This window comes from Lentzea sp. JNUCC 0626, assembly GCF_043632865.1.
Classification (GTDB): domain Bacteria; phylum Actinomycetota; class Actinomycetes; order Mycobacteriales; family Pseudonocardiaceae; genus Lentzea.
In genome coordinates this window covers 6,850,899-6,862,933 of record NZ_CP171635.1, presented here as the reverse complement: position 1 = coordinate 6,862,933, position 12,035 = coordinate 6,850,899, and the positions used below count along the sequence as shown (strand labels likewise).

The following is a 12,035-nucleotide window of genomic DNA, read 5'->3' as shown; positions in this document are numbered from 1 at the left end:
TCCGGTTACGCTGATCGCACGGGAGTGGCGATTTAGGGGTGACGGAAATTCAGGACGCGGACACACCGGCGACCGAGGCAGGCCAGGCAGGGCAGGCCCAGTCCAGCGTGTCCACGGTTCACCGGCTTCGATCGGTACTCGCCATCCGGCCGTTCCGACGGCTCTGGCTCGTCACCTACCTGTGCAGCGTTGGTGACTGGCTGTCACTGCTCGCGTTGACCGGTCTGGTCTCCACGATGATGAAGAGCTACGAGTGGCAGTCGTTCGCGCTGCCGCTCGTCGTGCTCACGCAGCTGCTGCCCGGCATCCTCTTCGCGCCCATCGGCGGCGTGCTCGCGGACAAGTTCGACCGCCGCAAGGTCATGGTCGTCTGCGACATCCTGCGCGGGTCGTTGTTCATCTCGATCGCGCTGGTCGGCTCGCCGATCTGGCTCTTCATCGCGAACTTCCTGGTCGGCTGCTGCGCGATGCTGTGGATCCCGGCCAAGGAGTCGGCGGTCCCGAACCTGCTGCGCCGCCCGGACCAGGTGGAGTCGGCGAACCAGCTCGGTCTGGTGATGACCTACGGCATCTCCACGATCAGCGGTTTCGGCCTTTACTCGCTGATCTCGGGCATCCCCGCTTACCTGAACCTGCAGGGCGGGAACCTGGAGTTCAACATCGCGACGATCGCGGTGGTGATCAACGGCCTGCTCTACTTCACCTCGGCGATCCTGGTCGCGACCCGCCTGCCGGAGCTGTCCGGCCGCGTCTCGTCGGCCCGCAGGAAGGACGACGAGGACAAGGCCGGCTTCGGCGCCATGCTGCGCGAGGGCCTGCGGTTCGCCGGCAAGACGCCGCTGGTCCGCGGCCTGCTCATCGGCATGGTCGGCGCGTTCGCCGCGGCCGGTGTCGTGATCGGCACGGCGAAGACCTACGCGTCGTCGCTGCTCGGCGGCGCCTCGACGTTCGGCCTGCTGTTCGTGGCCGTGTTCCTCGGGCTCGCGGTCGGCATGGCGACGGCACCGCGGCTGGCCCAGCGCCTCGCCTACAACCGCCTCTTCGGCGTCACGATCGTGCTCGCCGGCATCTCGCTCGCGCTGGTCGCGCTGGCTCCGCACCTGTGGCTCGCGCTGCTGACGGTGGCGCTGGTCGGCGCGTGCGCGGGCGTGGCGTTCCTGACGGGCCTCACGATCGTGGGTTCGCAGGTCCAGGACGACATGCGCGGCCGCACGGTCGCGTTGATCCAGACGTTGCTGAAGGTCGTGCTGTTCGGTGCGTCCGGTGGCGCGCCGCTGCTGCTGACGTTGCTGCAGAAGCGGCAGATCAGCGTGTTCGGCCACCCGATGGAGGTCGACGCGAGCCGTCCGGTGATGCTCGGCGGCGCGGTGATCGCGATCGTGCTGGGCCTCGTCGCGTACCGGCAGATGGACGACCGTCGCGAGGAGCCGGTGTTGTCGTCGTTGTTCGCGGCGATCCGGGGCCGGCGGCACACCAAGGGCATGCTGATCGCGGTCGAGGGCGACACCCGTGAGGACACGTCGGTGCAGGCCAGGCGCCTGGCCGCCGCGTTGCGCGCCGAAGGGCTCGAGGTCCTGCTGGCCGCCGATCCCGAGCACGACGAACGCCGGTTGCGCACGATGCTGTCGTCGGCCGAACTCGCGGGCGTGCGCGCGCAGGCCCTCGTTGCTGCTGCTGTGCGCGCCGATGTCGTCGAACGGCAGGTGCGTCCCGCACTGGACTCGGGTGCCGTCGTGGTGATGGAGCGGTACGTCGACTCGCCGTTGGCGCACTTCACCGCCACCAGCTCGTTGGAACACCAGGAGCTCGAAGGCCTGGTCGACTGGGCCACCGGCCGCCTGCGTCCCGACCTGACGATCCTGCTGGACCGTCCGGTGGTGGACGGCAAGGGCATCGGGCCGGAGCACCACTGGCGGGTGCAGCGGCTGCTGAGCGAGATGGCCGCCTCCGATCCCGACCGGTACCTGGTGGTCGAGGCGGAGGGCGACACCGACGAGGTGGCCGACCGGGTGCGCGCCGCCGTGGTGCCGTTGCTCGCCGGCCGCCGACGTGCGGTCCCCGAAGCCGCGGTCTGACCCGCCGCTGGAAGACTGCACTCATGAGCGTGTGGCACGAGGTCGTCGGCCAGCCCGACGCGGTGGCGACCCTGTCGGCGTCCGCGGAGGCAGCGGCCACGATCGTCGCCGGCGGCACCCCGGCACCAGGCGTGATGACGCACGCGTGGCTCTTCACCGGCCCGCCCGGCTCCGGCCGTTCGTCCACCGCCCGCGCGTTCGCCGCCGCGTTGCAGTGCGTGGTGACCGACGACCGTCCGGGCTGCGGCGAGTGCACCGGCTGCCGCACGACGTTGCACGGCACCCACGCCGACGTGCGCGTGGTCGCCCCCGAGGGCCTCTCGATCTCCGTCGCCGAGATGCGCTCCTTGGTGCAGATCTCGGCCCGCCGCCCCACCTCGGGCCGCTGGCAGGTCGTGATCATCGAGGACGCCGACCGGTTGACGGAAGGCGCCGCGAACGCCCTGCTCAAGGCCGTCGAGGAACCGCCGGAGCGCACCGTCTTCCTGCTCTGCGCCCCGTCCGACCACCCGGACGACGTGTCGGTGACCATCCGCTCGCGCTGCCGTCTGGTGTCCCTCGGCTCACCCCGGCCCGCCGCCATCGCCTCCGCCCTGGAGACCGTCGACGGCGTCTCGCCCGAGATGGCGAAGTGGGCGGCCTCGATCTGCGGCGGACACGTGGGCCGTGCGCGCAGGTTGGCCTCGGACGAGCAGTCCCGCGCCCGCCGCGAGGCCGTCCTGCGCATCCCGCTGGCACTGCGCAGGCCCGCCGACGTCTTCACCTGCGCCGACGAGCTGATCAAGGCGGCGGAGGACGACGCCTCGACCGCCAACGAGTCCCGCAACGAGGCCGAACGCGAGGCCCTGGAGACCGCGATGGGCGCGGGCGGCACCGGCAAGGGCACCGCCGCCGCCACCCGCGGCGCGAAGGGAGCGCTGAAGGACCTGGAGAAGCGCCAGAAGTCCCGCGCCACCCGAACCCAGCGCGACTCGCTCGACATGGCGCTGGTCGACCTGGCCGGCTTCTACCGCGACGCCCTGGTCACGAGGACCGGGTCCGAGGCGGCGCTGATGCACCCGGACCGTTCCAGCGACTCTCGCACGGCCGCGGCCCAGTGGACGCCGGAGTCGATCCTGCGGCGGTTGGAAGCCGTGCTCGCCTGCCGCGAGGCGATCGGGGTCAACGTGAAGCCGCGCATCGCCGTCGAGGCGATGGTCACCACCCTGCACCGTGGCTGACTTCGGCGTGACCGTCACCGCGGAGACGGCGGCGCGGCTGCGGCCTGACCTGGAGCGGTTGGTCGCGGAGTTCCGCGCGCTGGCGCACCTGCTGGTCGGGGCGCTGCCGAACCCCGACGAGTCCGACGACATCCCGGACTCCGTTGTCGCCGGCGGGCGGACGTGGTGGATCCACTGGCACGACCCGCACTACCTCTGCGAGGACGAGGCGGGCGTGACCGTCGAGGCGCACATCTACGACCCGGACCTGCTCGATCCGTGGTTCCTGCTGCTGTACGCGCGGTCCGTCGAGGGACACGAGGCCGTGCTCGAGGCGTGCCCGGCGGCGTTCCACGACATGGCCCGCCTGTTCGACCTCTCACCGGACCTCCTAAGGCCACCCCAGCGCGGCTGACACCTCGTCCGCCGCCCGCAGCACCCGCGGCCCGAGCGCGATCAGTTCGGGCAGCGAGTGCTCCAGCGCCAGCGAGGACGCCGACAGCCCGCCGATCACCGCGCCCGCGTGGTCGCGGACGGCGGCGCCGACGCAGCGCACGCCCACCTCGTTCTCCTCGTCGTCCAGCGCGAAGCGGGACCGGCGCACCCTCGTGAGCTGCGCCTTCAGTCGAGGTGTGGAGGTGATCGTGTGCGGGGTGCGGCCGGGCAGGCCGGTGCGGCTGAGGTAGGCGTCCAGTTCGGTGGGGGAGAACGAGGCCAGCACGGCCTTGCCGATGGCGGTGCCGTGGGCGGGCAGGGACGTGCCCAGCCGTGACGCCATCCGGTACGGCTTGTCGGCCTCGATCTTGTCCACGTAGACCAGTTCGTCGCCGAACAGCACGGCCAGGTGCACGGTGCAGCGCGTTGACCGCTGCAACGCGCGCAGTGCCGGTCGTGCCCGCTCCACCGCGTCCATCGGCCGCAGCACCTTGCCCGCGAGGGCGAGGACGCGCGGACCGGTGAGATGCCCGTCGGTGGTGTCGGTCATCTCGCCAGCCAGCCTCCGTCCACGACCAGAACGTGTCCGGTCACATAATCGGATGCGGCGCTGGAAAGGAACACCGCCGGGCCCACCAGATCTTCGGGTGTGCCCCAGCGGCCTGCCGGGATGCGGCCGCGGATCGCCGGTTCGCGGTTGGGGTCGGCCCGCAGCGGTGCCGTGTTGTCGGTGGCGATGTAGCCCGGTGCGATGGCGTTGACCTGCACGTTCGATTCCGCCCACTCGTTGGCGAGCAGCTTCGTCATGCCGACCAGGGCGTGCTTCGACGCGGTGTAGGCCGAGACGAGGATGCCGCCCTGGAACGACAGCATCGACGCGATGTTGACGACCTTGCCGCCGCCGTTCGCGATCATCTGCCGGCCGCAGAGCTTCGAGATCTCGAACGCCGAGTCGAGGTTGACCGCCATGATCCGCTGCCAGTCGGACAGCGCGACGTCGACGGCGGCACCCCGGTGGATCGTGCCGGCGTTGTTGACCAGCACGTCGACGCGGTGCTCGGCGAGGATCGGGGCGAGGGCCGGTTCGACGTCCTGCGGTGCGGAGAGGTCGATCGACACCGTGGCGACGGCCGGGGCCACGTCGGACAGGTCGCCGCGGCCGACGAGGACCAGTTGCGCGCCCGCCTCGTGCAGACCTTTCGCGATGGCACGGCCGATGCCCGTGCGCGCGCCCGTGACGAGCGCTGTCTTGCCTGCCAACGAGAAGCTCATCGCAGCTCCGTCACGGCGACTTGGTCCATGTCGTCGTAGGCCTGGTTCTCGCCACCCATCGCCCAGACGAACGTGTACGAGTGCGTTCCTGCTCCACTGTGGACGGACCAGGACGGGGAGATCACCGCTTCTTCGTTGCGCACCACGATGTTCCGCGTGTTCTGCGGTTCACCGCACAGGTGGACGACGCGGTGTTCCTCCGGCAGGTCGAAGTAGAGGTAGCACTCGGTGCGCCGGTCGTGGGTGTGCGGCGGCATGGTGTTCCAGACGTTGCCCGGCTGGAGCGACGTCACGCCGAGCACCAGCTGCGACGAGCGGATGCCGTCGGCGTGCACGAACTTGCGGATCTCGCGCCGGTTCGCGGTGCTCTGGTCGCCCGCTTCCATCACCTCGACCTCGTCGTACCGGGCGACGGACGTGGGATGCGGGGCGTGCGAGGGCGTGGAGAACAGGTAGAAGCGGGTGTTCTCGATGGACGCGCTGAACTCGACGTCCTTCGAGCCCTGTCCGATGTAGAGGCAGTCGCGCGTGCCGAGTTCGTGCGCGGTGCCGTCCACGGTGACGGTCCCGCTGCCCCGGACGGCCACGACGGCGAGCTCACGTCGTTCGAGGAAGTACTGCGACCGCAAGGGAGAAGCGCTTTCCAACTTCAGCGGCTCGCCTGGTTCCGGGGTCGCTCCGCCCAGCACGATGCGGTCCTCGTGCGTGTAGACGGTCCGGATCTCACCCGGCGCGAAGAGGTCGTCGACGAGGTAGTGCTGCCGCAGTCCGTCCGTGTCGAAGCCCGGCAGCTGGGCCGGGTGGGTCGAGTGCCTGACCTGCATTGCGTGCGTGCCTTCCGATCTGGCGGCGGAATGGCTACCCGCATGGAACTACGTTCCGCCAGTCGGAACAACCCTCAGTCCGTCAGCTGGGACGGTCTGCCTTGGACGGCCGCCGCGACGGCAGCGCGGCGAAGATCACGACACCCGCCAGCAGCAACGCCGTTCCCGTCCAGAACAACGGGATCGAGTTGTACGCGGCGTTGGTGTAGGCCAGCGGCGGCGCACCCTTGGGCGGTGCGGCCGGAGCACCGGGCTGCTGCGGAACGGTGGTCTGCGGCGGCTGCGAGGTCCCGCAGATGACGCCACCCTGCGGCGCCGCGGCCCGCACGATCTGCTCGCCCAGCGAGATCTGCGCGAGCGCCGTCGGCAGGTTCGGCAGCTTCAGCTTGTCCGTCGGCAGCAGCTGCACGTCGAGCATCCGCGCCGTGGCCCCGAGCTGAAACCCGCTGAACCCGTTGCCCGAGAACGCGGCCTTCTTCTCGTTGAGCCCGGCGATCTGCAACTTCACGACCACGAGGTCCAACAACAACGGGATGTCCAACATCGGGTGCGCGGCGTCGAGCGTGCCGAGCTCCTTGCCGTTCTGACTGACCTTGAGCACCGGCGCGGAGTACGTGATCGTCGACGTCTTCTCGTCCCCGGTCGCCGTGGCCGTGAGCGTTGGCGGCGTGACCACGTCGATCTTGATGCCCCCGGCCAGCTCGACGCTGACCGCCCGCATCGTCGACGTCGACTCGACCGCCTTGTTCTTGCTGCCGGGCAGATCGACGAGCTTCACCACGGAGTTCGCCTCGAACGTGTCCGGGATGCTGATCAGGCTCGTCTTCACCGGCAACGGCACCTCGGCGGGCAACGCGCTGAGCACCTCCAGCCCGGCCAGCGACGTCCTGGCCGTGGCCAGCGGGCTCACACACGGCCCGACCTTCTCGTCCCACCGAGCCTGCACGCTGCCGTTCAACGCCTTGAGCTTCGCCAGCGGCGTCTCCGGAATCGGCAACCCACCGCTGGTCGGCTGCGGGTTGTCCGGAATCGCCGTCTGCACCAACGTCCCCGGCGTCTGCGGCGCCCGCCCGGCCACCGCGAACCCGAACGGATTGGCCTGCGTCACCACCCGCTCGGTCGCGAGGAACGCCTCGGTGTTGACCTGCGCACTCGCCAGCCCCAACCCGAACTCCGTCACCGACTGCTTCGGCAACTGATCCCCGAACCCAGGAAGAATCGTGTTCGTGGGAACACCCTGCGGTCCAAGCCGCAGCACGCTCAGCCCGGTCCCCGCGTCCCCGACCGCGTGCCCGAGCGGCTGAGGTCCGTTCGGCGCCGACGCCGGCGGCTGGTTCGGATCGCGCGGCCCCGGCACCGGAGTGGTCGGGGGCTGCGCGAGCGCGGGCATCGCGACGAGCGCGAGCAGCAACCCGGCCAGCGGCACGGACAACGAACGGCGCATCGGAGCACTCCTCGGCGGTGGGGAGGTGGTGACCTCGGTCACTGTCCGTACAACGAGGGGGACCCCTGTGAGTAACGCGCTTGCGGGTCGGTTATAGTTATCGCGTCTCGCCGCCTTAGCTCAGTCGGCCAGAGCGGCTCACTCGTAATGAGCAGGTCATCGGTTCGATTCCGATAGGCGGCTCGGTGAGACGGAAGGGCCAGGTCATTCGTGACCTGGCCCTTCCGCTGTTTCCGGGTTGCGTCAGGACATCGTGGACTTCATCGCGACGCCCACGGCCACGATCGCCAGCACGATCAACGCGCCCGCCGCGATCGCCCACGCCAACACCTGCCCGTAGGTGTCCCGGCTGCGAATGCGGAAGGTCGCGAACGCCGCCCCCAGCGAGCACACGACGGGCACCACCCACAGCCAACTCGGGTAGCGCATGGCCGCGGCGATGGACGACACGACCAGCACGGCCGGGATGACGTAGCCGGCCCAGTGGAAGCGGCGGATGTTCTCGTCGTGCGCGAAAGGGGCCACGGCGCAGCTTTTCAGGTGAGCCGGGTGTGGCCGGGTTCTTTCACCCGCACGTGGTGAGCGCCTGCTCCAGCGTCGAACGCTCCGCCGCCGTCACCGACAGGCTGTAGGCCGCCTTCACCGTCACGTAGATCCGCCCGTACGAGCACGCATAGCCGGCGGAAGGCGGCATCCACTCGTCCGGCGTCTTGTCGCCCTTGGACTGGTTGACCTTCCCCGACACCGCCACCAGGTTCCGCAGGTCGTTCGCCGCCGCCAGCCGCTGTTCCGGCGCCCAGGAGCTGGCCCCGCTGCGCCACATCGCCGCCAGCGGCACCACGTGGTCGATCTGGATCTTCGACACGGTGGTCACCTGCGTGCCGGTGTACGGGTCGTCGAGGACGCCGGACTGCACGCCGCAGCGGCCCGGTTTGCGGGTCACCTCGGCGAGGTCGCGGGCCAGGACCTGGCTGCGCTGGTCGCAGCCGTCGCCGTCGGTGTCGAACCAGGGCTGGCCGAAGACGCACGCCTTGCCGTCGTCGCAGTCCCGGACGTAGCCGTCCATCCGGCCTGGCGTCGCGACGGGCAGCGCGGCCAGCGACGTGCGGGCGGCGACGGCGTCCAGGGTGCCCTGGGGCACGCGGTCCACCTGAGGACCAGGGGCCGAGGAAAGGGGAATCGCCGAACAGCCGGTCAGCAAGAGGATCAGCAGCAACCACCGCATGAACGGGAAATACCCGTCGTACCAAGAACTGATGGCCGCTCAACGGCCTAACTCGCTGCCCTCGCGCGGGGCAACGCCACGCGGGTCGCGGACGTCCATCACCCAAGAACGGAAGAGGTGACCTTCCTGGTGTTACGCCTGCGCTATGTCATGAGTGCCAGACTGCCGCGCATGAAGACCGCCGCGGCGGTGGCCGCGCTGCTCCTGGTGCTCGCGTCCTGCGCGAGCGAGCCCGAGCTGCCGCCGCGGGAGAAACCGCCCGCCGGTGGTCAGCTCGACTACCAGCTCGGGGGTGCCTACCAGCCCGACGTGCCGGTGAAGATCGTCGTCAGGGACCGCAGCAAGATCATCGACGGCCGGCGCTACAACATCTGCTACCTCAACGCCCTGCAGACGCAGCCGAACAAGGCCGAGGGCGGGCTCGACTGGTGGCGCAAGAACCACGACGACCTGCTGGTCAAGAAGAACGGCGAACCGGCGATCGATCCCGAGTGGCAGGAGGGGATCCTCGACATCTCCACCGGCGAGAAGCGGGCGCGGATCCTGGAGATCCAGAAGAAGTGGATCAAGGACTGCAAGACGTCGTACTTCAAGGGCGTCGAGCCGGACAACCTCGACTCCTACCAACGCTCGCAGGGCGCGTTCGACCTCAACGCCACCAAGGAGTACATGAAGTCGTTCGTGCGGTACGCGCACGAGCAGGGGCTCGCGGTGGCGCAGAAGAACGCCGCCGAGCTGGGTGACGCGGGCAAGAAGGAGATCGGCTTCGACTTCGCGATCACCGAGGACTGCCAGGCCCGCAACGAGTGCGGGACGTTCGCCAACGCGTTCGGCAGGGACTTCTTCCAGATCGAGTACACCGAGGCGGGCTTCAACAAGTCCTGTGCCGATCGCGCCGGAAAGGTGTCGATCATCCGGCGCGACCGGAACGTGGTGCCGTACGGGCACGAGGACTACGTCTACGAGGTCTGCTCGCCGACGGTCTGAGTCAGGAACGCCTGCCAGCGCTCGGCTTCACCGGTGGCGTCGCCGAAGACGTGGTGGCCGAACGCGCTCGTGCCGTGGAAGCGGTAGAGGCCGTCGGGGCCGCGCACGCCGAGGAAGTTGTGCAGGTCGTGGCGGACCACGTAGTCGACGACACCGGGGATGCCGAACGGCTGCAACGTCACCTCGTCACCGACCTCGGCATCCACCGAAACACCGAGCGCCCCCAACAGCACCGGCCAGTTGTCCGCGCCCTCCGGCTGTTCAGGCCACTGCGCGAAGACGTACGTGCCGGGCCGTCCGCTGAAGTGCTTGACGTACTCGGCCATCGTGAACAGGTACATGTCCCAGCCCTTCGACTGCTGGTCGACGAACTCGTCGCCCCAGCCGTCGGCGAGGATGCCGCTGTGCACGAACCGCAGCACGGTCGTGCCCTGCTCGCGGGCCTCGATCAGGTACTCCATGGCGTGGAACGTGCCGTCCTCGCCCTTGGCGCTCGAGTACGCGAGGTGCTTGCCCGGCTCCCAGGTGGTGATCGTCGAGGACTCCTGGAAGAAGCCCATGTCGAGCGTCATCCGGCCACCGAGACGCCCGTCGACGGTGTGCGGGCCCATGAACCACGAGTCGATGCCAGGTCCGGTCGCGATGGCCTCCCAGACCTGCTCCGGGGTCCCCTCGACCTCGACTTCCTTCGTGATCTCGAACTCGTGCGTCACGACTCTTCCTCCTTGGGGGCAACGCTCGGATGCAGGGCGACGACGACGCGGTGCGGACGCCCTCCTTCGGCCTGTTCGTCGTGGTACTTCGCGACCAGCTGCGTCATGAACCCGGCGAGTTCCTCGGCGAACGCCGCGCGGTCCGCCGCGGTGGCGAACCTGACCTCGCCGTCCAGCGCGAACGTCGCCAGCCGCTTCTTCGCCCTGGTCGCGCCCGTGATCAACGTGCCGACGTCGCGCACCAGCCGGGCCGAGACGGCGAGCAGCCACCGCGCGGACAACCGGTCGGGGGAGCGTGCCGGGTCGGGCTGCACGGCCGCGAGCGCCGTCGGGGAGATGACGTAGGACGCGGCGGTCGCCTGGAGCAGGCGTTCGTTCACGTTGCCCTTGCGTCGTTCCTCGACGAGCTCCACCAGGCCGTGCTGCTCCAGCGTGCGCAGGTGGTAGTTCACCTTCTGCCGCGGCAGCCCGACCTTCGCGGCGAGCATCGTCGCCGATCCCGGCTCCACCAGTTCCGCGAGCAGTCTCGCCCGCACGGGGTCCAGCGACACCTCGGCCGCGGACGGGTCCTCGATCACCGCCACTTCGAACATGGCGCAAGCGTCACACCGAAAACAAAATTAGTCAAGAACTCATCGTCTGTCGGTGACTTTGCTCCACCTGGGTGGCGTTCGAGCCGGTACCGTAAGCGATGTCTCGATTGGTCGTTGCTTGTTCGCAACCCCCTGAGGAGACGACGTGACCATCGCTCTAGTCCTGACCGTGCTGGCTCTACCTTTCGCCCTGACCGCGGCCAACGTCGGCAGACGCCGGTGGATCCGCAAGAAGGGCGTCGCCAGGGTGCGCGCCGAGCTCGTCGGGTTCCACGCCGAGCTGGCCCGGCAGGGGCTCAGTCACTTCTCCGGTCGCTGAAGCACGTTCTGCGACGGTGAGATCCGGGTGACGACGTCGCCGTAGCGGTCCAGAAGCGAGGCCGTGACGGTGTCAGGAGTGCCGAGGACGCAGAACTCGGCCAGCACCTCGTCCGTGATCAGTTCGCTCATCTCCGCCCACTGCTGCCGCCGGGACATGCGGTGCAGCTCCTCGTGCAGCGCGCCCCAGCCGTGCAGGTCCAGCACCGGCTTGTACGCGGGCGTCGACCCGTAGAACGCGATCTGCCGCTTGACGTCGGCGATCTCCTCGTCGTTCGTCGCGGTGAACACGGGACCGCTGATCTCGAAGCCCTCCAACGACTTTCCCGCCTTCTCGCGACCGCGCGCCAACGCCGGCAGCGTCACCTCGCGCAGGTACCGCTCGGTCGTGAAGTTGTGGCACAGGAAGCCGTCCGCGACCTCGCCCGCCACCTCGGTCATCCGCTCGCCGACGCCCGCGAGGTAGATCAGCGCCTGGCCGTGCGGGTTCGGGCCCGGATCGAAGAACGGCGTCATCAGCGTGTGCTTGTAGAACTCGCCGCGGAACGCCAGCCGCTCGCCGGTCTCCCAGGCGTGCCAGATCGCGCGCAGGGCCAGCACGAACTCGCGCATGCGCGCGGCGGGCTTGCTCCACGGCATGGCGAAGCGCTTGGTGATGTGGGTTTCGATCTGCGAGCCGAGACCGAGGTTGAACCGGCCTCCCGACAGCAGTTGCAGGTCGTTCGCCGTGGTCGCGACGGTCATCGGGTTGCGCGCGAACGCCACCGCGATCGCCGTGCCGAGCTCGATCCGTTCGGTCGCGGCGGCGGCTCCGGCCAGCGCGAGGAACGGGTCGTGCTTGGTCTCGGCGAGCCAGAACCCGTCGTAGCCACGGTCTTCCGCCCGTTTCGCGATGTCCCCGGCGCTCGCGGGGCTGTAGTCGACGGCGGCCTTGTCCAGCTTCATACCGC

Annotated in this window: 14 protein-coding genes and 1 tRNA gene; 6 read left to right on the top strand and 9 right to left on the bottom strand. The window is 69.4% G+C overall.

The window, feature by feature from the left end:
- The first annotated feature begins 38 nt into the window (after positions 1-38).
- From JNUCC0626_RS31335 to JNUCC0626_RS31325, 3 genes are read left to right on the top strand one after another with little or no spacing between them, the layout of a single operon-like run.
- A complete protein-coding gene (locus tag JNUCC0626_RS31335; protein WP_394614368.1) occupies positions 39-2,075 on the top strand; it encodes a bifunctional MFS transporter/dTMP kinase in 2,037 nt (678 codons plus the stop codon).
- A 23-nt stretch (positions 2,076-2,098) separates the two neighbouring features.
- Complete coding sequence (locus JNUCC0626_RS31330; protein ID WP_394614366.1) at positions 2,099-3,295, top strand: DNA polymerase III subunit delta'; 1,197 nt, start codon at positions 2,099-2,101, stop codon at positions 3,293-3,295.
- Positions 3,288-3,689 (top strand): hypothetical protein, encoded by a 402-nt coding sequence (locus JNUCC0626_RS31325; protein WP_394614364.1) that lies wholly within the window; start codon positions 3,288-3,290, stop codon positions 3,687-3,689. The genes JNUCC0626_RS31330 and JNUCC0626_RS31325 overlap by 8 nt, the downstream gene beginning before the upstream one ends.
- Here the strand turns inward: JNUCC0626_RS31325 and JNUCC0626_RS31320 are convergent.
- The 4 genes from JNUCC0626_RS31320 to JNUCC0626_RS31305 all read right to left on the bottom strand — a co-directional run bounded on the left by JNUCC0626_RS31320 (position 3,666) and on the right by JNUCC0626_RS31305 (position 7,249).
- Complete coding sequence (locus tag JNUCC0626_RS31320; protein WP_394614362.1) at positions 3,666-4,259, bottom strand: IclR family transcriptional regulator; 594 nt, start codon at positions 4,257-4,259, stop codon at positions 3,666-3,668. The two genes, JNUCC0626_RS31325 and JNUCC0626_RS31320, sit on opposite strands and share 24 nt — an antisense overlap.
- Positions 4,256-4,981 carry an SDR family oxidoreductase gene (locus JNUCC0626_RS31315; RefSeq protein ID WP_394614360.1) on the bottom strand — a complete coding sequence of 242 codons (726 nt, stop codon included), beginning with the start codon at positions 4,979-4,981 and terminating at the stop codon, positions 4,256-4,258. The genes JNUCC0626_RS31320 and JNUCC0626_RS31315 overlap by 4 nt, the downstream gene beginning before the upstream one ends.
- Positions 4,978-5,805 carry a 5-dehydro-4-deoxy-D-glucuronate isomerase gene (kduI, locus tag JNUCC0626_RS31310; protein ID WP_394614358.1) on the bottom strand — a complete coding sequence of 276 codons (828 nt, stop codon included), beginning with the start codon at positions 5,803-5,805 and terminating at the stop codon, positions 4,978-4,980. The genes JNUCC0626_RS31315 and kduI overlap by 4 nt, the downstream gene beginning before the upstream one ends.
- A gap of 82 nt (positions 5,806-5,887) precedes the next feature.
- Positions 5,888-7,249, bottom strand: coding sequence for a hypothetical protein (locus tag JNUCC0626_RS31305; protein WP_394614356.1), 1,362 nt, complete (start codon positions 7,247-7,249; stop codon positions 5,888-5,890).
- A 109-nt stretch (positions 7,250-7,358) separates the two neighbouring features.
- Between JNUCC0626_RS31305 and JNUCC0626_RS31300 the strand changes: the two genes are divergently transcribed.
- A tRNA-Thr gene (locus tag JNUCC0626_RS31300) sits at positions 7,359-7,432 on the top strand.
- 60 nt (positions 7,433-7,492) lie between these two features.
- Here JNUCC0626_RS31300 and JNUCC0626_RS31295 read toward each other — a convergent pair.
- Positions 7,493-7,774 (bottom strand): hypothetical protein, encoded by a 282-nt coding sequence (locus JNUCC0626_RS31295; RefSeq protein WP_394614354.1) that lies wholly within the window; start codon positions 7,772-7,774, stop codon positions 7,493-7,495.
- A gap of 40 nt (positions 7,775-7,814) precedes the next feature.
- On the bottom strand, positions 7,815-8,390 hold the full coding sequence (locus JNUCC0626_RS31290) for an HNH endonuclease family protein (RefSeq protein ID WP_394614352.1): 576 nt from the start codon (positions 8,388-8,390) through the stop codon (positions 7,815-7,817).
- Positions 8,391-8,645: 255 nt separating this feature from the next.
- Between JNUCC0626_RS31290 and JNUCC0626_RS31285 the strand changes: the two genes are divergently transcribed.
- Positions 8,646-9,461 carry an endo alpha-1,4 polygalactosaminidase gene (locus JNUCC0626_RS31285; protein WP_394614350.1) on the top strand — a complete coding sequence of 272 codons (816 nt, stop codon included), beginning with the start codon at positions 8,646-8,648 and terminating at the stop codon, positions 9,459-9,461.
- Here JNUCC0626_RS31285 and JNUCC0626_RS31280 read toward each other — a convergent pair.
- Together JNUCC0626_RS31280 and JNUCC0626_RS31275 are read right to left on the bottom strand one after the other, a co-directional pair.
- Positions 9,434-10,174, bottom strand: a complete 741-nt coding sequence (locus JNUCC0626_RS31280) for an SRPBCC family protein (RefSeq protein ID WP_394614348.1) — start codon at positions 10,172-10,174, stop codon at positions 9,434-9,436. The genes JNUCC0626_RS31285 and JNUCC0626_RS31280 overlap by 28 nt on opposite strands.
- Positions 10,171-10,767, bottom strand: coding sequence for an ArsR/SmtB family transcription factor (locus tag JNUCC0626_RS31275; RefSeq protein WP_394614346.1), 597 nt, complete (start codon positions 10,765-10,767; stop codon positions 10,171-10,173). The genes JNUCC0626_RS31280 and JNUCC0626_RS31275 overlap by 4 nt, the downstream gene beginning before the upstream one ends.
- 145 nt (positions 10,768-10,912) lie before the next feature.
- Here JNUCC0626_RS31275 and JNUCC0626_RS31270 point away from each other — a divergent pair, with 145 nt between their 5' ends.
- Positions 10,913-11,086 carry a hypothetical protein gene (locus JNUCC0626_RS31270; RefSeq protein ID WP_394614344.1) on the top strand — a complete coding sequence of 58 codons (174 nt, stop codon included), beginning with the start codon at positions 10,913-10,915 and terminating at the stop codon, positions 11,084-11,086.
- Here JNUCC0626_RS31270 and JNUCC0626_RS31265 read toward each other — a convergent pair.
- On the bottom strand, positions 11,068-12,030 hold the full coding sequence (locus JNUCC0626_RS31265) for a TIGR03617 family F420-dependent LLM class oxidoreductase (RefSeq protein WP_394614342.1): 963 nt from the start codon (positions 12,028-12,030) through the stop codon (positions 11,068-11,070). The genes JNUCC0626_RS31270 and JNUCC0626_RS31265 overlap by 19 nt on opposite strands.
- Positions 12,031-12,035 lie beyond the last annotated feature (5 nt).